Origin of the sequence: Streptosporangium sp. NPDC050855 (genome assembly GCF_044456585.1) — a bacterium.
Lineage (GTDB): Bacteria > Actinomycetota > Actinomycetes > Streptosporangiales > Streptosporangiaceae > Streptosporangium > Streptosporangium longisporum.
Genome location: NZ_JBITFY010000005.1, coordinates 327,044 through 345,557 on the forward strand (window position 1 = coordinate 327,044; position 18,514 = coordinate 345,557).

The 18,514-nt window shown below is 72.6% G+C and carries 18 protein-coding genes; 11 read left to right on the top strand and 7 right to left on the bottom strand.

The features are described 5' to 3' along the window. Positions 1-33: 33 nt before the first annotated feature. Positions 34-1,410, bottom strand: a complete 1,377-nt coding sequence (locus ACIBCT_RS14000) for a glycosyltransferase (RefSeq protein ID WP_399188255.1) — start codon at positions 1,408-1,410, stop codon at positions 34-36. A 101-nt stretch (positions 1,411-1,511) separates the two neighbouring features. Here ACIBCT_RS14000 and ACIBCT_RS14005 point away from each other — a divergent pair, with 101 nt between their 5' ends. After that, positions 1,512-3,113, top strand: coding sequence for a hypothetical protein (locus tag ACIBCT_RS14005; protein WP_399188257.1), 1,602 nt, complete (start codon positions 1,512-1,514; stop codon positions 3,111-3,113). Positions 3,114-3,158: 45 nt separating this feature from the next. On the opposite strand, the gene ACIBCT_RS14010 is transcribed toward ACIBCT_RS14005, so the two are convergent. Both ACIBCT_RS14010 and rsmI read right to left on the bottom strand, forming a co-directional pair. Then, a complete protein-coding gene (locus tag ACIBCT_RS14010) occupies positions 3,159-4,688 on the bottom strand; it encodes a dolichyl-phosphate-mannose--protein mannosyltransferase (protein WP_399188259.1) in 1,530 nt (509 codons plus the stop codon). A gap of 54 nt (positions 4,689-4,742) precedes the next feature. Further along, a complete protein-coding gene (rsmI, locus tag ACIBCT_RS14015) occupies positions 4,743-5,597 on the bottom strand; it encodes a 16S rRNA (cytidine(1402)-2'-O)-methyltransferase (protein WP_399188260.1) in 855 nt (284 codons plus the stop codon). 67 nt (positions 5,598-5,664) lie between these two features. On the opposite strand from rsmI, the gene ACIBCT_RS14020 reads away from it, so the two are divergent. Together ACIBCT_RS14020 and ACIBCT_RS14025 are read left to right on the top strand one after the other, a co-directional pair. Beyond that, entirely contained in the window at positions 5,665-7,311 is a 1,647-nt protein-coding gene (locus tag ACIBCT_RS14020; RefSeq protein ID WP_399188262.1) for a dolichyl-phosphate-mannose--protein mannosyltransferase, read from the top strand. Positions 7,312-7,421: 110 nt separating this feature from the next. Then, positions 7,422-8,657, top strand: coding sequence for a hypothetical protein (locus ACIBCT_RS14025; protein ID WP_399188264.1), 1,236 nt, complete (start codon positions 7,422-7,424; stop codon positions 8,655-8,657). Here ACIBCT_RS14025 and ACIBCT_RS14030 read toward each other — a convergent pair. Next, entirely contained in the window at positions 8,644-8,823 is a 180-nt protein-coding gene (locus ACIBCT_RS14030) for a hypothetical protein (RefSeq protein WP_399188266.1), read from the bottom strand. The two genes, ACIBCT_RS14025 and ACIBCT_RS14030, sit on opposite strands and share 14 nt — an antisense overlap. A 234-nt stretch (positions 8,824-9,057) precedes the next feature. Here ACIBCT_RS14030 and ACIBCT_RS14035 point away from each other — a divergent pair, with 234 nt between their 5' ends. The 4 genes from ACIBCT_RS14035 (at position 9,058) to ACIBCT_RS14050 (ending at position 13,127) form a co-directional block, all read left to right on the top strand. After that, positions 9,058-10,290, top strand: coding sequence for an AI-2E family transporter (locus ACIBCT_RS14035; protein ID WP_399188268.1), 1,233 nt, complete (start codon positions 9,058-9,060; stop codon positions 10,288-10,290). Between the two features lie 278 nt (positions 10,291-10,568). After that, positions 10,569-11,213, top strand: a complete 645-nt coding sequence (locus ACIBCT_RS14040; protein WP_399188270.1) for a hypothetical protein — start codon at positions 10,569-10,571, stop codon at positions 11,211-11,213. A gap of 181 nt (positions 11,214-11,394) precedes the next feature. Then, positions 11,395-12,147 (top strand): MerR family transcriptional regulator, encoded by a 753-nt coding sequence (locus ACIBCT_RS14045; RefSeq protein ID WP_399188272.1) that lies wholly within the window; start codon positions 11,395-11,397, stop codon positions 12,145-12,147. Beyond that, entirely contained in the window at positions 12,144-13,127 is a 984-nt protein-coding gene (locus ACIBCT_RS14050) for a hypothetical protein (protein WP_399188274.1), read from the top strand. The genes ACIBCT_RS14045 and ACIBCT_RS14050 overlap by 4 nt, the downstream gene beginning before the upstream one ends. Here ACIBCT_RS14050 and ACIBCT_RS14055 read toward each other — a convergent pair. After that, positions 13,096-13,683, bottom strand: coding sequence for a helix-turn-helix domain-containing protein (locus tag ACIBCT_RS14055; protein WP_399188276.1), 588 nt, complete (start codon positions 13,681-13,683; stop codon positions 13,096-13,098). The genes ACIBCT_RS14050 and ACIBCT_RS14055 overlap by 32 nt on opposite strands. 208 nt (positions 13,684-13,891) lie before the next feature. Between ACIBCT_RS14055 and ACIBCT_RS14060 the strand changes: the two genes are divergently transcribed. Then, positions 13,892-15,406 (top strand): ricin-type beta-trefoil lectin domain protein, encoded by a 1,515-nt coding sequence (locus ACIBCT_RS14060; RefSeq protein WP_399188278.1) that lies wholly within the window; start codon positions 13,892-13,894, stop codon positions 15,404-15,406. A gap of 135 nt (positions 15,407-15,541) precedes the next feature. On the opposite strand, the gene ACIBCT_RS14065 is transcribed toward ACIBCT_RS14060, so the two are convergent. Then, positions 15,542-16,036, bottom strand: a complete 495-nt coding sequence (locus ACIBCT_RS14065) for a MarR family winged helix-turn-helix transcriptional regulator (protein WP_399188280.1) — start codon at positions 16,034-16,036, stop codon at positions 15,542-15,544. A gap of 71 nt (positions 16,037-16,107) precedes the next feature. Between ACIBCT_RS14065 and ACIBCT_RS14070 the strand changes: the two genes are divergently transcribed. Both ACIBCT_RS14070 and ACIBCT_RS14075 read left to right on the top strand, forming a co-directional pair. Next, positions 16,108-16,530, top strand: coding sequence for a nuclear transport factor 2 family protein (locus tag ACIBCT_RS14070; protein ID WP_399188282.1), 423 nt, complete (start codon positions 16,108-16,110; stop codon positions 16,528-16,530). A gap of 1 nt (position 16,531) precedes the next feature. Further along, on the top strand, positions 16,532-17,023 hold the full coding sequence (locus tag ACIBCT_RS14075) for an SRPBCC family protein (RefSeq protein ID WP_399188284.1): 492 nt from the start codon (positions 16,532-16,534) through the stop codon (positions 17,021-17,023). A gap of 97 nt (positions 17,024-17,120) precedes the next feature. Here the strand turns inward: ACIBCT_RS14075 and ACIBCT_RS14080 are convergent, their stop codons facing one another. Next, positions 17,121-17,963 carry an NAD(P)H-binding protein gene (locus ACIBCT_RS14080; RefSeq protein WP_399188287.1) on the bottom strand — a complete coding sequence of 281 codons (843 nt, stop codon included), beginning with the start codon at positions 17,961-17,963 and terminating at the stop codon, positions 17,121-17,123. Positions 17,964-18,142: 179 nt separating this feature from the next. On the opposite strand from ACIBCT_RS14080, the gene ACIBCT_RS14085 reads away from it, so the two are divergent. Then, the gene (locus ACIBCT_RS14085; RefSeq protein ID WP_399188289.1) at positions 18,143-18,481 is read left to right on the top strand and encodes a transposase; all 339 of its coding nucleotides are present in this window, start codon (positions 18,143-18,145) and stop codon (positions 18,479-18,481) included. The last annotated feature ends 33 nt before the right edge of the window (positions 18,482-18,514 follow it).

An 18,514-nucleotide genomic window follows, 5' to 3' on the forward strand; every position in this document is an offset into this window, starting at 1 on the left:
GTCAAGCCTAAGGGACGCGGGCTCGGACCTCGCTCAGGTTTCCTCGCCCGCCCGCCCGTCGGCGGCCTTGCGGTCCGCCGTGACGCCCGTCACCGGCACCGCGGCCGCGGGGACGTCGGCGGTCACGGCACCGGCCGTGGAGGCGCCCAGCGGCGTCTGGGGCCCGCCCACGCTCACCGGGACGTCGGCCGGGTCGCCCGCCGCGGCCCGGCTGACGGCCTCGGCGGCCTCCTCGGCCGCGGAGGCCGCCACGTCGATGGGCGTCTCCTTGGTACGGCGGATGCCGAGGATGCTGATGAACAGGGCCGCGAAGATCGTCTGGAAGCTCACGATCAGCGCGGTGGCCGAGGGCACGACGATGCGCAGCGACTCCGAGGGGATCAGCGGGCCGAAGCTGCGCGTCTGCCAGTGGACCAGCGAGGCGACCAGGCCCGCCAGGCCCGCCAGGGCCAGCAGGCCGCCGACCACGAGCCCCTTCTCCAGGGAGACGATGTCGACGAGCTTGCGCACCCGGGGGCTCTCCGGCAGGAAGCCCTCCTCGGCCGCGTACACCTTGGCGAACAGGGCGAACAGCACCGCCTGGAAGCCGATCACCACCATGGCGGAGGCGCCGACCAGGGTGTCGACGTCGAAGGCGAGCTTGCCGATGTAGACCGGCCCGAAGGTCAGCGCGGCGCCCGCGACCAGGCCGAGGGTCATCACGACCAGGCCGGGGATGAAGAACAGCCAGCGCGGGCTGTAGAGCAGCAGGAAGCGCAGGTGGCGCCAGCCGTCCCGCCAGGAGCGCAGGTGCGGCGGGCGGGAACGCCCGTCCGGCGAGAGCGTGGTGGGCACCTCGCGCACGTCCAGCCCGGACAGGGTGGAGCGGACCACCATCTCACTGGCGAACTCCATGCCGCCGGTCTGCAGGCCGAGCCGCAGGATGGCGTCGCGCCGGAAGCCGCGCAGGCCGCAGTGGAAGTCGCCGATCGCGCTGGGGAAGAACAGCCGGCCGATGAAGGAGAGCACCGGGTTGCCCAGGTAGCGGTGCAGCGGGGGCATGGCGCCCGGTGCGATGCCGCCCTTGAACCGGTTGCCCATGACCAGGTCGGCACCGTCGCGGAGCTGCTCGACGAACGGCAGCAGCGCGGTGAAGTCGTAGGAGTCGTCGGCGTCGCCCATGATCACGTAACGGCCCCGGGCGGCGCGGATGCCGCCCATCAGCGCGTTGCCGTACCCCTTGGCGTCGACGTGCACGACGCGGGCACCGGCCTCGCGCGCGATTTGCTGGGAACCGTCCGTGCTGCCGTTGTCGGCGATCAGGACCTCCCCGTCGATCCCGTGTTCCCGCATGCAGGCGAGCGCCTTGCGTACGCAGGTCTCCACGGTCTCCGCCTCGTTCAGACAAGGCATGACCACGGTCAGTTCCACGTCTCAACCCTTCACTCACGGCACAGCTCAATCTCACCATGATGCCCTCTGCGGCCGGGTGCCCGGGTCAACTCCCCGAAACGGCTGGCATCCTGTAATGCATGGTGACCGTCACCGACCGCCCTCGCCTGGACGCCCCCCCGCCTGGGCGGGGCTCCCGCCTGCGAGCCTTCCTGCACCGGCATCGGCTCTTCGCGGCCGTCCTCGCGCTGGCGTTCCTGCTGCGCGTGGTCACCATGCTCGGCTACGGTCCGGCCCTGTGGTTCAACGACTCCTACGAGTACGTCTCGGGGGCCGTCAACCCCGACCGTCCCAGCGCCCTGCGCCCGAACGGCTACTCCTTCCTGCTGCTGCTGCTGAGGCCGCTGCACAGCTTCGCGCTGGTGGCCTTCCTGCAGCACCTGATGGGCCTGGGCGTCGCGGTGCTGATCTACGCCCTGCTGCGCGGCAGGTTCGGGCTGCCCGCCTGGGGGGCGACGCTGGCCGCGGTGCCGGTGCTGTTCGACGCGTACCAGATCCAGCTCGAACACCTGATCATGTCCGACGTGATGTTCATGCTGCTCGTGGTGGGCGTGATCACACTGGTGCTCTGGCACCGGCGGATGTCCTGGCGGCTCGGCGCGGTGATCGGGCTGATGCTGGCCCTGACCGCCCTGACCCGGTCGATCGGCCTGCCGATCCTCGCGCTGGTCGTGGTCTACCTGCTGGTCAAGCGCACGGCCTGGAGGACGATCGCGGCGATGGTCACCGCGTGCGCCCTTCCGGTGGTCGGCTACATGGCCTGGTTCGCCTCGGCGCACGGCAACTTCGCGATGACCAACAGCGACGGCGCGATCCTCTACATGCGGACGTCGCTGTTCGCCGACTGCACGAAGATGGGGATCGACCCGCGCGAGGAGCTGGACCTGGCGCTGCTGTGCATCAGCGCGCCGCCGAGCGAGCGCCACTTCTCCGGGCAGAAGTACCTGTGGTGGGCGCAGAACGGCCAGCGCTTCCACGCCTTCGGGGTGGGCAGCACGTTCACCCCGGAGATGAACAAGACCGCGGGCGCGTTCGCCCAGCGGGCCATCCTGTCCCAGCCGCTGGACTACCTCGGCATCGTGGCCGGCGACTTCTTCCGCGCCTTCCACTGGGGCCGGCCGCGCTTCCCCGACGCCGTGACCTACCTGCAGTACGAGTTCCCGCCGACGATCAAGGTCCTGCCGGTCTGGTCGTCCTACCGGGGCAGCACCGACACCGACGCGCGCGCGTACGACCCCGGCCTGCGGGTCGCGGCGATCCAGGACAAGCCGCGCGTGATCGGCACCGAGCTCAACGACCCCTGGGCCACCTTCATGCAGGGGTACCAGCGGGTCGTCCGGCTGCCCGGCATCGTGATCGGCGCGCTGCTGCTGGTCGGCCTGGCCGGGGTGGCGGTGCGCTGGCGCACCCTGGGCGGGGCCGTGCTGCTGCCGTGGCTGGCCGCGTTCGGGCTCATCCTGGCCCCGGCGGCGACCGCCGAGTTCGACTACCGCTACCTGCTGCCCGCGGTGCCGCTGGCCTGCATGGCCGCGGCGATCACGCTGCGCCGCGGGTTCTCCCGGCCCGCCGGCCCTGCCGACCCTGCCGCGCCCGCCACCGGCGCACCGGTCACCGCCTCACCCGCCGGCGCGGCGGCGGTCACGCCGGATTCGGCCGGGCCCGGCACCCCGGACCCCGCGTGACGCTCCCGCGCGACCGGTCCTGGCGGGAGGCGCGTCCCCGGTCCGTCACACCCAGCCGCGGAACATCATCCGCGCCCACCACTGCGAGTGCGGGACGACCTCGGCCACCAGCACCGGGTACAGCCACCAGAGGTTGACCAGCGCCAGCAGGGTGAAGGCGCCCACGACCGCGGCGCCGAGCGCCCTGCGGTTGGGCGTGGCGCCGGCCCGGCCGACGACCAGCCCGGCGGCCATGGTCAGCGCGAGGATCATGAAGGGCACCATGGTGATCGCGTAGAACAGGTACATGGTCCGGTTGTCGGCCAGGGCGTAGTAGAACCAGGGCAGCCAGCCGGCGGCGTAGGCGAGCAGGACGGCCCCGGCGCGCCAGTCGCGGGTGGCGACGTACCAGGCGATCATGGTGATGAGCGCGGCCAGGCCGCCGTACCAGATGACCGGGGTGCCGACGCCGAGCACGGCCTCGGCGCAGTCGCCGGCGCCGCACCGTCCCTTGGGCGTCTGGTAGTGGAACGCCACCGGCCGGGACAGCAGGGGCCAGGTCCACGGGGCCGACTGGTAGGGATGCGGGTCCTCCAGCCCGGTGTGGTAGCCGAGCACCTGGACGTGGTAGCTCAGCCAGGAGCGCAGCGAGTCGAAGACGAAGAAGCCCGGCCCTTGAGAGGTGGCCTGTGCCCAGTTGCGGCCCCAGCCGCCCGCCGAGGCGAACCAGCCGGCCCAGGAGGCGATGTAGGTCAGGACGGGTAGCAGGCCCAGGGACAGGATCGTCCCGGTCAGGTCTTTGTGGATCATGCCGGTGTAGGGGCGGCGCAGGCCGACGGCGCGGCGGGCCCCGGCGTCCCAGGCCAGGGTCAGTGCGGTGAAGGCGATCAGGAAGAAGACCCCTGACCATTTGACCGCGCAGGCCGCGCCCAGGCACAGGCCGGCGGCGATGCGCCAGGGGCGCGGGCCCAGGTGGGGGCCGCGATCGCTGAGGGGGGAGCTTTCGTACCAGTCGACCAGGCGGGTGCGGGCGTGGTCGCGGTCGGCGACCAGGCAGGCGAAGCCGGCCAGGACCCAGAACATCAAGAAGATGTCCAGCAGCGCGGTGCGGGAGAGCACCAGGTGCAGGCCCTCGACCGCGAGCAGCAGCCCGGCCAGGCAGCCCAGCATGGTCGAGCGGGTCATCCGCCGGGCGGTACGGGCCAGGATCAGGATCGAGGCCACCCCGACCACCGCGGCGGCGAAGCGCCAGCCGAACGGGGTCATCCCGAACAACTGCTCACCCGCACCGATCATCCACTTGCCCAGCGGAGGATGGGCCACGTACAGCGGGCAGGGATCGGCCTCCGGCGGGGTGCACTTCACCAGGAAGTCGGTGTTCCCCGCGATGATCATCCGGTCGGCGACGGGGTCCTTCACCGTGCCGAGCGAGGCCCGTTCCACGCCGTGGTGGATCAGCGCCCAGGCGTCCTTGACGTAGTAGGTCTCGTCGAAGACGACCGCGTGCGGCCGTCCCAGGCCGGTGAACCGCAGGACGCCCCCGAGGGCCGCGACCAGCAACGGCCCCAGCCAGCCCCAGAGGGTGTTCTCCGGCATAGGCGGCACGAGGCGATCCCGCATTACTCCCATTCAGGGAATTATGATGATGAATCAGCCCCGATGGACAGCGTCATAGAGATCGCGTTTGGGTATCCCCGCCGCCTTGGCCACGTCCACGATCGCCTGTTTCCTCGGCGTCCCCGTCTCCTCGCGCCGCGCGACCTCCTCGACCAGGTCCCCGATCACCGGTGGCAGCGCCGCCCGGACGTACCCGGCGACGACCACGGTGATCTCCCCCTTCACCCCGCCGGCCGCCCACTCGGCCAGCTCGCCGAGCCCGCCCCGCCGTACCTCCTCGTAGGTCTTGGTCAGCTCGCGGCAGACCGCGGCCCGCCGGTCCGCGCCGAACGCCTCCGCCATCGCCGCCAGCGCGGCGTGCAGCCGGTGCGGCGCCTCGAAGAACACCATGGTCCGCTCCTCGGCCGAGAGCGCCGCGAGCCGCCGGGAGCGCTCGCCGGACTTGCGCGGCGGGAAGCCCTCGAAGCAGAACCGGTCGCTGGGCAGCCCGGAGACGGCCAGCGCCGTGGTCACCGCGGACGGGCCGGGCAGCGAGGTGACCGTGATCCCGGCCTCCACCGCCAGGCGGGTCAGCCGGTAGCCGGGGTCGGAGACGCCGGGCATGCCCGCGTCCGTGATGACCAGGACCGTCCTGCCCTCCTGGAGCGCCGCGAGGAGCTCGGCGGCCCGGCCGGCCTCGTTGGCGTCGTAGTAGGACACGACCCGCCCGCCGATCTCCGCGCCCAGCTCCCCGGCCAGCCGCCGCAGCCGCCGGGTGTCCTCGGCCGCCACCACGTCGGCGCTCTCCAGCGCCTGGCGCAGTCGCGGCGAGACATCGCCGGCCTGCCCGATCGGAGCTCCTGCCAGCACAAGCCTGCCGTTGTCCGTCACCGTTCCATCCTCCCGCATTCCGGATGGACCCCCTGCCTGGGGAGAAATTCCCCAATTAGACCTGTAGGAGGTATTTCCTGGGCTGATGAAGGCGAGGTCCCCGTACGATGTCCGGGTGGCCGTGACCGACTTCACCGACCAGGCGTCAGATCAGCCGGAGTCGAAGCCCCCCTCGGGGCCGACGATCTCCCTGCGCGACCGGCTGGTGCCGCCGATGCCCGACGGCGCCCTGTGGGGCTGGCTGGGCCCGCTGCTCATCGCGGCGTTCGGCGCGATCCTGCGGTTCGTCAACCTCGGCCACCCGCACGCGGTCATGTTCGACGAGACCTACTACGCCAAGGACGCCCTGGCGCTGACCACCTTCGGCGCCGAGCACAACGTGGTCAAGGACGCCGACAAGATCATCATGGGCGGCGGCACCGGGATCTGGCAGCAGTGCGCGCCGGCCGAGGTCGACAAGTGCGCCTCCTACGTGGTGCATCCCCCGCTGGGCAAGTGGATGATCGGTGCGGGTGAGCAGTTGTTCGGGATGACCCCGTTCGGCTGGCGGTTCGCCGCCGCGGTGGTCGGGGTGGCCTCGATCCTGATCCTGGCCCGTACCGCCCGGCGGATGACCCGCTCGACCATGCTGGGCTGCCTGGCCGGGCTGCTGCTCGCGGTCGAGGGCCTGCACCTGGTGCTCTCCCGCACCGCGCTGCTGGACATCTTCTTGATGTTCTGGGTCCTGGCCGGCTTCGCCTGCCTGGTCGCCGACCGTGACCACGCCCGCACCCGCCTGGTCGACTGGTACGAAAGCTCCCCCCTCAGCGATCGCGGCCCCCACCTGGGCCCGCGCCCCTGGCGCATCGCCGCCGGCCTGTGCCTGGGCGCGGCCTGCGCGGTCAAATGGTCAGGGGTCTTCTTCCTGATCGCCTTCACCGCACTGACCCTGGCCTGGGACGCCGGGGCCCGCCGCGCCGTCGGCCTGCGCCGCCCCTACACCGGCATGATCCACAAAGACCTGACCGGGACGATCCTGTCCCTGGGCCTGCTACCCGTCCTGACCTACATCGCCTCCTGGGCCGGCTGGTTCGCCTCGGCGGGCGGCTGGGGCCGCAACTGGGCACAGGCCACCTCTCAGGGACCGGGCTTCTTCGTCTTCGACTCGCTGCGCTCCTGGCTGAGCTACCACGTCCAGGTGCTGGGCTTCCACACCGGGCTGGCGACCCCGCACAACTACCAGTCCGAACCGTGGACCTGGCCGCTGCTGCTGCGACCGGTCGCGTTCTTCTACGAGAGCCCCAAGGGCTCCTGCGGCGCCGACAGCTGCTCGCAGGCCGTGCTCGGCGTCGGCACCCCGGTCATCTGGTACGGCGGCCTGGCCGCGCTCATCGCCATGATCGCCTGGTACGTCGCCACCCGCGACTGGCGCGCCGGGGCCGTCCTGCTCGCCTACGCCGCGGGCTGGCTGCCCTGGTTCTACTGGGCGATCGCCGACAACCGGACGATGTTCCTGTTCTACGCGATCCCCATGGTGCCCTTCATGATCCTGGCGATCGTGCTCGCGGCCGGGCTGATCCTGGGCCCGTTGAGCGCCACCCCGGTCCGGCGGATGGTCGGCGCCGCGGTCGTGGGCGCCTTCACCCTGCTGGCGCTGGTCAACTTCTGGTGGCTGTACCCGGTGCTCACCGGCGAGCTCATCCCGTACGCCGAGTGGAGTTCACGGATGCTCTTCAAGAAGGGCTGGATCTGAGAGCCCGGATATGAGCCACTTGGAAGACATTTCTTAGGGTAGGCGCCGTGCAGGATCCATTACGTCACGTTCATCGTCAGAGCAGGCCCGTATACGGCAGACTTCGAGGCATGCCTGCACCGGACGTGGCCGCACTCCTGTCCGAGCTGGAGCGTTCCGAGCCCGCCTCCGCCGAGCACGCCCGCAGCGCGATCGACTGGCTCACCGGCGGCGAGCCGCTGGAGACGATCACCCAGCTCAACGTGTGCGAGTTCCTCTGGTACACCCTGCCCTGCAAGGTCACCGGGGACCGCGCCGCGATCGCCCGGGCGCTGGGCCGCCTGCTGCGGCTGGGCGGCCTGGAGCGCTACGCCGCGCTCTGCTCCTCGTCCACGACCACGCACATCCTGCGCACCTACGCCCGCCTGGGCGAGGACGCCGGTACGGCCGCCTACCAGAGTGCCCTGGACGCCACGGGCGTGCTCCCGCCCGACGTCCCCGAGCTGCGGTGGAGCTCGATCATGGGCCCGGAGGAGCTGGGCGCGCACGGCGCCTGCTCGGCCGCGCTGGAGCTGGCCATCGTCTCCGGCGAGCTCGTCCCCGCCCCCGGCGAGTCCCTGCCCTCCGCCGAGGGACGCCGTCGGCTCACCAGCCGCTGGCTCACCGCGCCCCGCCCCGAGCTGGGCGGCGACAACTGGCTCCACCGCGTCCAGGGCGAGCGGCTCAACCGCTGGGTGCTGGGCCGGGGCACCGCCTGGCGCGAGCTCGCCCAGCCCTTCGAGGTACGGCTGCACGCCCCCATCCCGGCACCGCGTGAGGCCCACCTGGACGCGCTGCGCTGGCTGCTGGAGGCCGGCCTGCGGACCGGCGGCATCCCGCTGACCCAGCGGCACAACCTGGCCCGTTCCGTGCTCGCGGAGAGTCCCTGGAGCGGCGCCGAGCTGGCGGCCGTCCGCGAGGTGGCCCAGGACCAGATGGGCGCGCTGCGCCGGACCGGCAGGCGGCTGGTGACCACCCAGGCGGGCGAGCGCCTGCTGGGCGACGCCGACCTGCTCTGGGAGACCGTCACCGCCGCGCTGCTCGCCCCCGAGTCCGGGGAGAACGGCTTCCGCGCCTCGGCCAGGGAGGTGGCGCTGATGCTGCTCGCCGACGGAGCCCCGGCCGACCGCGACCACGTCGCCGCGGTGATCGACTGCACGGAGTGGCAGACCGCGGAGGTCGACGCCTCGCTCAACGAGCTGGGCAAGCGCCTGGACGCCTTCGGCCTGCGGGCCGGGGGCCGCCTCACCGCGGCCGGTCGCTCCGCCGCCCTGGCCGCCCTGCGCGGTCACGCCCTGCGCCCCCGCCAGTACGTCAACATGACCTGACCCGCGGGCCCGGCCGTCCCGCGATCCCCGTCCGCCCGACGACCACGACGGCGGCCGGGGCGACGACCGGGTGGCGACCGGGTGGCGACCGGGTGGCGACCATGGCGGTCACGACGGCGGTCACGGTCCGCGCGACGACCAGGGCGGCGGCCGGGGTGGCGACCACGACGCCGGTCAGGGCGGCGACCAGGGGAAGGGCCTCCCGGGAAGGCCGACTATCTCCCGCGTGAACGGGCAGTGGCCAGGGGTGTCCGAGTCCACTTCCGGCGGCCGCGGCCCGTCGGCATCCTCCCCGTCCACCTCCGGTGTCCCGCCGACGGGACCGGAGGCCCCCGCCCGCCCCACCGCACCGGCCGAGAGCGCCGTACCGAACGGGAACGCCGTGCCGGACGGAAGCACCGTGCCGGGTGCGCCCGCGGGGGCGGCCGTGCCGGAGACCGGCACGGCGGCTCCGGAACCGATCCTGACGTCCGCGGGGCCCCTCGTGCTGCCCGGTGTCCCGCCCGCGCCCCCCGGCAGGGCCGCGGCCGTCACCCCGGACAGGGTCGTGCCCCCGGAGGCTCCGGCCGGCGCCTCCCCGGCGCTGCCGTTCGGCCGTCCCGGACGCTCGATGAGCGGCAACCCGTTCGTGTTCGGCTTCACCGCCGCCCTGGGCGTGCTCACCGCCTGGTGGCTGGTGCAGGCGGTGGTGACGGTGAGCTCGGTGCTGATCCTCATCATCGTCTCGCTCTTCCTGGCCATCGGCCTGAACCCGGCGGTCGAGTTCCTCCAGCGGCGCCGTGTCCCGCGGTCGGGCGCCATCACCGTCGTCTTCCTGGGCGTCATCCTGGTCTTCGTGGTCGTCGGGCTGGCCATCGTCCCCCCGCTGACCACCCAGTCCACCCAGTTCGTCGCCGAGCTCCCGCAGTACGTCCAGGAGCTGCAGAACAACCCGCTCATCCGCGACCTGGACCAGCGCTTCCAGATCCTGGAGAAGCTCCAGCAGTACGTCACGAGCGGGGCCTTCGGCACCCAGATGTTCGGCGGCGTGCTCGGCATCGGGTCGGTCGTCATCGGCGCGGTCTTCAACTCGCTGACGGTCCTGGTGCTGACGCTGTACTTCCTGGGCTCGCTCAAGTCGCTCAAGCGGATGGCCTACCGGCTGTTCCCCCGGACCCGCCGCAACCGCGCGGCCCTGCTGGGCGACCAGATCATCGACAGCATCGGCGGGTACGTCGCCGGAAACCTGATCATCTCGCTCATCGCGGGTGTCACGACCTTCATCTTCCTGAGCATCATGGAGGTCCCCTACGCCCTGGCGCTCTCCCTGATCGTGGCGCTCACCGACCTCATCCCGCTGGTCGGCGCCTTCATCGGCGCGGGCGTCGCCTCCCTGGTGGGTTTCTTCGTCTCCCCGACCGTCGGCATCGTCTGCCTGATCTTCTTCACGATCTACCAGCAGATCGAGAACTACTGGATCGCGCCGGCCGTGATGAAGAGCTCGGTCGACGTGCCGCCGCTCGCCACGATCGTCGGCGCCCTGCTGGGCGGCGCACTGCTGGGCGTGCTGGGCGCGCTGCTCGGCATCCCGATCGTCGCCGCGGTCCTGCTCATCGTCCGGGAGGTGGTCCTGCCCCGGCAGGAACGCTCCTGACCGGTCGGGTCCCCGGCCCGGCCCGTTCGCGATCGAGCCCGGTCCTGGACGAACCGGTACCGGTCGGACCAGGTGGGCCGGACCGGGCAGGAAAAGGGCCGCGTCGAGCCGTGTCGAGCCGCGCCGAGCCGTGTCGGGGGCCGGAGACGGGCGGAGGGCGGTGGCGGCCCGGGACCGTGTCGCAAAGATTTTTCCCTTCTTAATCCCAAAAAGCCGGTAGATCACGACAACATGCGATAAAAGATCGTTTGTAACTACTGTCTCCTCTTGGGGTATACGTGAAGAAGCACCTCCGACTTCTTGCGGCCCAGCTGTTCGCCGCCGCCCTCGTCCTCACCGCTCTCTCCGGCCCCGCCCGCGCCGACACCCCCGTGGACGACGCCCAGATCGCCGCCGAATGGCAGGCCGCGTGGGACACCCACCGGTTCTACGAGAACACCCCGCCCGCACCGGGCTCGGGCCGGAGCCAGGCCGAGGACAGCATCTCCATCACGATCGACGCCCCGATCGCCCGGGTGTTCCCGGCGTACATCGACTTCAGCAACCACATCGGCAAGCACTCCTTCCTGAAGCGGGTCGTCACCCACAGGGACCGGTTCGTGGGGGCCGAGCGCCACATCGACCTGACGGCCGTCGAGGAGCTCCCGTACCAGGGCACGATCGTCACCATCAACACGCACGCCCAGCAGCGCATCAACTACCAGGGCCACTACTACGAGACGGACAGCTGGACGTTCCCGGGCGTCGTCACCCACCAGAGGATCGTCTTCACGAGGCTGTCCGGCACGAAGACCCAGGTCACCGAGTACCTCACCTTCGAGGCGGACACCTCGATGATCGACTTCGCCGTCGCGAACGGGGTCGCCTCCCACCAGGCGACGCAGGCCGCCCTGAAGCAGGCCATCGAGAACCACGACCTCTGACCCCTTCCCGGGACGTCCGTCCCCTCGACCTCGTCCCGGGCCGTCCGGCCCTCACGTGAACCCCTGAGCCCTCGGCCGGGACCGCGCCCCGTCGCGCGTCCCGGCCGTCGCGCGTCCCGGGAGGGCGTACCGGCGCGGACGCGGTTGACCTTGCCGCGACGTCAACGTTTCTAATGAGGGCATGAGGATCGGCGAGCTCGCCGCGTTGGCCGGGGTGTCCACCCGGACGGTGCGCCACTACCACCACCTGGGACTCCTTCCCGAGCCGGTACGCCGGGCCAACGGCTACCGGACCTACCGGCTGCGCGACGCGGTCGTCCTGGCCCGCGTACGGCGGCTGGCCGAGCTGGGCCTGTCGCTGGACGAGATCCGCGACGTGCTGGCCGACGACCGGGGCCGGGAGCTGCGCGAGGTGCTGGAGGAACTGGACGCCGACCTGGCCGCGCAGCAGCGGGCGATCGGCGCCCGGCGGGAACGGCTGGCCGCGCTGCTCGCGGAGGCGGACCCGCACCCCGACTCGGCGGTCTCCCCGCAGATGGCGTCGGTGCTGCGCGACCTGTCCGTCGAGGGCTCGGCGTTCGCCGCGGCCGACCGCGAGCTGCTGGCGCTGATGGACACCGCGACCGACCCGGCCGGCCGCGCCCGGCTGTTCGACCTGCTCCGGCCGCTCACCGAGCCCGAGGCGCTCGCGCGCGGGCACGCCCTGTACGCGCGGCTCGACGAGCTGGCCGACGCGGACCCCGGCGACCCCCGGGTGGCCGTGCTCGCCGCCGACCTGGTCGCGCACCTGCCCGCGGAGATGGCCGAGACGATACTCACCGAACTGGAGAAGCCGGAGGCCGAGACGTGGACGGAGGCGATGGGCGACATGCTGCCCCCCGCGCAGGTCGAGACGTTCCGGCTGGTCGTGGCCATGCTGAGGGAGCGGGCATGATGCTCCGGATCGCGCGTGCCGCGATGTTCGCCGTGCTCCCCGCGGAACTGCTGCTGGTGGTCCTGCTCGTGGCGGGGGTCTCCCTGCCCGTTCCGGTGCTGGTCGGGGCCGAGGTGGCCGTGGCGGCGGTGCTCGTCCTGGAGACGACGGTCGCCTACCGGCTGTTCCGGGCCGGGCGGCGGGCCGGCGCGGACCGGCGCGCCGCGCTGCGGGCCACCGTGGAGCGGCTGGTGCCCTCACGGGTGCGCCGGATCATGGGGTTCGAGCTGAAGGGCGCGGTGAGCCTCGTGCTCTGGGCCGCGCGCCGCCGCGACGGCGTGCCGCCCGGAGCCGTCGCCGTGCCCTACTCCGGGGGACAGTCCTCGACGCTGCTGCTGCTGGTCTTCGCGATGGCCGTGGAGACCGCCGTGGTGGACCTGGTGCTGCTCTCGACCGGCGTCCCTGCCGCACCGCGCCTCGCGGTGCTGGTGATCGACCTGTCCGGGATCGTGTACGTGCTGGCGTTCGCCGCCGCCTGCGTGACCCGGCCGCACGTGGTGACCCCCACGGAACTGCGCCTGCGCTACGGCGCCTACCTCGACCTGCGCGTCCCGCGCGCCCTGATCTCCTCGGTACGGGTCTCCCCCTGCTACAACGAGAGCGGCATGGTCACCGTGAAGGACGGCCGGCTGGGCCTGGCGGTAGGGTCGCAGACCAACGTGGTCGTCGAGCTGAGCGAACCGGTCACCGTCGTCCGCCCGCTCGGAGGGCTCGCCGAGGCGACCGTGATCCGCCTCTTCACCGACACCCCCGGCGTCCTGGTGAGCGCGCTGCGCTCCGGCGAGCACGCGGTGCCCCCGGGAACCGGCAGGACCGGTGGGACCGGCGGGAACACCGCGGGCACGGGAACCGGCGGGACCACCGGGACGGGCGGCACCGCGACCGGCCGGGCCGCGGGCCGGCCGCCCCTCAGTGAGCGTCCCGCCGCGGCCGGGCCCTGACGTGCACCCGTTCGCCCTGGGGCCCGAACAGGCTGAGCATCTCGGCCACCCCGGGCCCGGGGTTGGCGAAGAAGTGCGGGATCCGGGTGTCGAACTCGGCCACCTCTCCGGCGGTGAGCAGCACGTCCCGGTCGTTGAGCCGCAGCCGTAGCCTGCCGGACAGCAGGTACATCCACTCGTACCCCTCGTGGACCTGGAGCTCAGGCTCGTGCGAGGGCCAGTTCACCGGGACCACCATCTTGTAGGCCTGCAGGCCGCCGGGGCGGCGCGTCAGCGGGATGAACGTCATGCCGTGCCGCTGGAAGGGGCGCGGGTGGACCCGCGGGTCGCCCGTCACGGGCGCGCCGACCAGCTCGTCGAGCGGCACCTGGTGGGCCCGTGCCAGCGGCAGCAGCAGCTCCAGCGTCGGCCTGCGCTGCCCGGCCTCCAGCCGCGAGAGCGTGCTCACCGAGATCCCGGTCGTCGTGGAGAGCTGGGCGAGGGTGACCCCCCTGCTCTGCCGTAACGACCGCAGCCGGGGGCCCACCGCGTGCAGTACGTCGTCGAGGTCGTCCACTCCTCCATAGTGCTGCATCCCTCATCGGCCCGCCCGCGGACGGCCCGCCCGTGCGGGGGCGTACGACGTGACACGCCCCCGCACGGGCGGGCCGCGCGCTGATCGCATTGCACCCCCGACCCTTATTGACTTCATCTGTAAGAAATGAAAAGTTTCTTTCCTGAGAGCGCTCTCACGCCTCGTCCACCCCCCACTCGAAGGACCCGTCGTGAGATTCAGCATGCTGACCGGCGTGGCGGTACTCGCCGCCGCGCTCGTCCTCCCGCCCGTGCCGGCGCAGGCCGTCACGGTGCCCGGACCCGGCCCGGACCCGTCCAGGGCGGCCACCGCCGAGCAGGCGCTGCAGCGCGACCTCGGGCTGACCGCCACCGAGGTCCGCGTCCGCCAGGCGCACGAGGCCGCGGCCTCCGTGGTGGAGCGGCGGCTTCGCGCCCGCCTGGCCGACCGGTTCGCCGGTGCCTGGTTCGCCCCCGGTGAGGCACGGCTGGCCGTCGGAGTCGTGAACGACGCCGACGCCGCCGTGGTCCGCGCCGCCGGCGCGGTGCCGGTGCCCGTGCCGCGCAGCGAGCGGCAGCTGACCGCCACCAAGGACGCGCTCGACCGGGCCGCAGGCCGCGCGGGCAAGGACGTGCACACCTGGTACGTGGACGTGGCCGCGAACACCGTGGTGGTCTCGGCGGCCGAGCGCTCGGCGGCCGAGCGCTTCGTCAAGGCCGGTGCCGTCGACGCCGGCGCGGTGCGCGTCGCCGTCAGCGAGGCGCCCAGGACCCTCTACGACATCCGCGGCGGCGACCAGTACGTCATCAACGGCAACACGCTGTGCTCGGTGGGCTTCTCCGTCAACAACGGCGGCTTCGTCACCGCCGGGCACTGCGGCGGCACGGGCAGCCCCACCCTGGGCCACAACAACGTCTCCCAGGGCACCTTCGCGGGCTCGTCGTTCCCGGGCAACGACTACGCCTGGGTGCGCACCAACGGCAACTGGACGCCCCGCCCGTGGGTGAACAACTACGGCGGCGGCACCGTGCCGGTGGCCGGTTCCCAGGAGGCCGTGGTCGGCGCCTCGATCTGCCGCTCCGGGCGGACCACCGGCTGGCGCTGCGGCGTCATCCAGGCCAAGAACGTGACCGTCAACTACTCCGGCTCCCTGGTGCACGGGCTCACCCAGACCAGCGCCTGCGCCGAGGGCGGCGACTCGGGCGGTGCCTACATCACCGGTGACCAGGCCCAGGGCGTGACCTCCGGCGGCGCCGGCAACTGCTCCAACGGCGGCCACACCTTCTACCAGCCGCTCAACGAGATCCTGAGCGTGTACGGGCTGACCCTGACCACCACCGGCGGCGGGGGCGGCAGCCGGCTCATCGGCTGGCAGGACAGGTGCATCGACATCCCCGACGGCATCCCCGCCGACGGCAAGCGCCTGCGGGTGTGGGACTGCAACACCACCCCCGCCCAGAGCTGGACCTTCCCCGGTGACGGCACCGTGCGTGCCATGGGGATGTGCATGGACGTGGCCTGGGGCTCCACCGCCAACGGCGCCGCCATCCAGCTCGCCAACTGCAGCGGCAACCCCGCCCAGCAGTTCGTCCTGACCGCGGCCGGCGACCTGGTCAACCCGCAGTCCAACAAGTGCGTGGACGTCACGAGCTGGGGCGGCAACGGCACGGAACTGCAGCAGTGGGACTGCCTCGGCGGCGCCAACCAGAAGTGGCGTCGCGGCTGACCCCGTGGTCGCGGCCGATGACGTTCACCGCCGATGACGTTCTCGGCCGATGACGTTCGCGAGCGGCGACGTTCGCGAGCGGCGACGTTCGCGGCCGGTGACACGGTGTGGCGGGGCGGCCCGGTGGCCGTCCCGTCACCCCTCCATGCTCCCGGCCAGCTTCTCCAGCAGCGCGTCCAGCCGGGCGCGCTCGGCCTCGGTGATCCCGGCGGCCAGCCTCGCCAGACCGGCCACGTGGTCGGCCAGCGCCCTCTCCAGCAGTTCCCGCCCGGTGTCGGTGAGCCGGACGCGGACGCCCCGGCCGTCCTGCGGGTCGGGTTCCCGTCGCAGGTGGCCCGATCGTTCCAGCCGGTCGATGCGGTTGGTGACCGCCGCCGGTGAGAGCAGCAGCGCCGGTGCCAGCTCGCCCGGGGACAGCTCCCCGCCTCCCCGGTAGAGGGTGGCGAGCACGTCGAACTCCCCCCGGTTGAGCCCGTACGGGTGCAGCACCGCGGCGATCGCGGCACCGGCCTGCCTCTCGACCCTGGTCAGCCTGCCGAACAGCGCCATGAGCCCCGGATCCACGTCGGGCCGCAGGGCGGCCCACTGCTCGACCATGCGCCGTACCGGATCCCCGGCCTCTTCCGTCATCCCACTATTTTGACATCGAAATAGATCGGTGCAAGTATTTCCACGTCGAAATACATTCGGGAGGTCCGATCATGAACACCGCGGTCACCGTCAACGCCCGGGTCGTCCGGGACTTCTACGCCGCACTCGGCAGGGGTGACCTGGAGGCGGCCCGCGGCGCGCTCACCCCGGACTCGGTCCTGCACGTCCCCGGGCGCAGCGCCAACACCGGTGACTACGAGGGCCGCGACGCGGTCATCGGATTCGTCGCCGACGCCTCGGCCGCCACCGGGGGGACGCTCACGCTGACCGTCCACCGCGTCCTCGCCGACGACGAGCAGGCCGTCGCCCTTGCCACGTACACCGCCACCCGCCCCGGTGTGGACGTCCCGCTGGAGAACAACCTGGCGCACGTCATGACCATGCGGGACGGCCTCATCGCCGAGTCCTGGCTGCACAGCCGCGACCAGTACGAGGTCGACGAGTTCTGGGGCGCCCGGCCGGCGGGGGCCTGACATGGGCACGATCACCGGCATGCGGGTCGTCCGGACCTCGCTCGACACGGCGGCCCGGCTGTTCCTCGACTGGTCGCACGACCCGCTCTGGCGGGCGCAGGTCCGGCGGATGGACGTCGAGCCGCCGGGACGGGCCGTGACCGGGCAGCGGATCGTCGAGGAACTGCGGTTCGCGGGCCTGACCTTCGTCACGCCCACCCGCGTCGAACGGGCCGGTCCCACCTTCGCCCAGTACCGGGGCGGCGGCGCCACGGTCACCGTGAGCGGATCCCGCCGCCTGGAGGCCCGGCCCGACGGCGTGGTCGCCCTCGTCGCGACCCTCGACGTCCGGTTGCGCGGCCCCCTGCGCCCGCTGACCGGGCTGCTGATCCCGTCCTACCGGCGCCTGCAGGAGGACGACCTCGACCGCCTCGCCGCGATCCTGGGCGACGGCGTGCCCGACGACGACCTCACCTCCTCCCGTTCCCGCCCGGCCTCCGGAGATCACCGCTGACGCCCGGCCGCCGGAGGTCGCCGCTGACGGCCGGCCTCCGAAGGTCACCGCTGACGGCCGGCCGCCGGAGGTCGCCGCTGACGGCCGTGGCGGACGCTCAGCCCAGGTCGGCCGCGTGGTCGGCGGCCCACCGGGCGAGCGTGCGGCCGGGCCTGCCGAGGACCCGCTCCACGTCGGGCGAGACCTCGGGCGGCTCCTCGGCGTACTCGGCCTGGTAGCTCAGGACGTACTCGGCGATCTCCATGGGCAGCCCGGCCTCGATGTAGGCGCGGCGGGCCTGGCCGTAGGTCAGCGCCTCGAAGCGGATCTCCCTGCCCAGCCCGTCGCCGATCGCGGCGGCCTGCCGCCGGTGGCTGAGCGCCTCGGGCCCGCTCAGCGTGTACGTCCGGCCCGCGTGACCGTCCTCCACGAGCGCCGCGACGGCCACCTCGGCGATGTCCGCCTCGTGGATCGGCACGCCGAGCGCGTCGGGGAAGGCGTTGCGGACCACGTTCTCCGCGCGGATCGAGGGCCCCCAGAAGTCCAGCCTGTTGACGGCGAACTCGCCCGGCCGCACGTGCGTCCACTCCGGCACGGCCGCCTCGACGGCCTGTTCGGCCCGGTGGAGCGTCTCGTGGTTGCCGGGCCGCCGTACCGTCACCGCCGAGCTGGTCAGGGTGACGATCCGCCGGACCCCGGCCCGCGCCGCCCGGTCCGCGAACAGGCGCGAGGCGTCCAGGTCGACGACGCCGGGCACGAGGTAGGCGTGGTCGACCCCCTCCAGGACCCGCTCGACCGCGTCCGCGTCCGTCAGGTCCCCGGCGACCACCTCGGCCGCGCCGGGCAGGCCCGCCCTGTCCGGGTTCCGGGTCAGCGCCCGGACCGTGCGGCCCGCCGCGAGCAACCGGTCGACCACGATGCGCCCGACCGTGCCCGTCGCCGCCGTCACGAGAATTCTCATGATCTTCCTTCCGTTGGGGAGGGCCGACGATAACCGCGCGAGGGCACCGCCCGCACATGAGCGAATGTCTCGTTTGGCAGGTCGGAAGGGGTGTCAGGGACCTGCGGCGGCATCGGGAGGGATCTCCCGGGACGGCGCGAGGGTCCCCCGCGGCGCGCGGCCGGGGCAGGATCGACGGCATGGACGCTCTCGCCCGCAGATTGGTGCCCGACGAGATGTGGGCGCTGGCCCGGACGCTCATGCCGGAGCGGCTGCCCAGACCGCAGGGCGGCGGCCGGGCGACCGCGGACCAGCGCAGGGTGCTGGCCGCGGTCGTCTACGTGGTCACCAGCGGATGCGCCTGGCAGAACCTGCCGCCGGCCTTCGGGGTGACCGTGCCCACCGCGCACCGCTGGTTCGCGCGCTGGACCAGGGCCGGCCTGTGGGACCGCCTGCGGGAGGCGTCCTCCGGCGACCCCGGCCTGGCCGAGTGGACCCGCACGATCCGCGACTGCGCGTCACTGCGCGACCACGGCTGAAAAATCACCAAACGAGACATGGGCCGCGGCCCG

Bases quoted from the DNA above. Each gene is read 5' to 3' on its own strand.
- ACIBCT_RS14005 (WP_399188257.1), top strand. From the start codon at position 1,512: ATGGTGACCGTCACCGACCGCCCTCGCCTGGACGCCCCCCCGCCTGGG.
- ACIBCT_RS14050 (WP_399188274.1), top strand. From the start codon at position 12,144: ATGATGCTCCGGATCGCGCGTGCCGCGATGTTCGCCGTGCTCCCCGCG.
- ACIBCT_RS14085 (WP_399188289.1), top strand. From the start codon at position 18,143: ATGGACGCTCTCGCCCGCAGATTGGTGCCCGACGAGATGTGGGCGCTG.
- ACIBCT_RS14070 (WP_399188282.1), top strand. From the start codon at position 16,108: ATGAACACCGCGGTCACCGTCAACGCCCGGGTCGTCCGGGACTTCTAC.
- ACIBCT_RS14010 (WP_399188259.1), bottom strand. From the start codon at position 4,688: ATGCCGGAGAACACCCTCTGGGGCTGGCTGGGGCCGTTGCTGGTCGCG.
- rsmI (WP_399188260.1), bottom strand. From the start codon at position 5,597: ATGCGGGAGGATGGAACGGTGACGGACAACGGCAGGCTTGTGCTGGCA.
- ACIBCT_RS14065 (WP_399188280.1), bottom strand. From the start codon at position 16,036: ATGACGGAAGAGGCCGGGGATCCGGTACGGCGCATGGTCGAGCAGTGG.
- ACIBCT_RS14020 (WP_399188262.1), top strand. From the start codon at position 5,665: ATGAAGGCGAGGTCCCCGTACGATGTCCGGGTGGCCGTGACCGACTTC.
- ACIBCT_RS14075 (WP_399188284.1), top strand. From the start codon at position 16,532: ATGGGCACGATCACCGGCATGCGGGTCGTCCGGACCTCGCTCGACACG.
- ACIBCT_RS14025 (WP_399188264.1), top strand. From the start codon at position 7,422: ATGCCTGCACCGGACGTGGCCGCACTCCTGTCCGAGCTGGAGCGTTCC.
- ACIBCT_RS14080 (WP_399188287.1), bottom strand. From the start codon at position 17,963: ATGAGAATTCTCGTGACGGCGGCGACGGGCACGGTCGGGCGCATCGTG.
- ACIBCT_RS14045 (WP_399188272.1), top strand. From the start codon at position 11,395: ATGAGGATCGGCGAGCTCGCCGCGTTGGCCGGGGTGTCCACCCGGACG.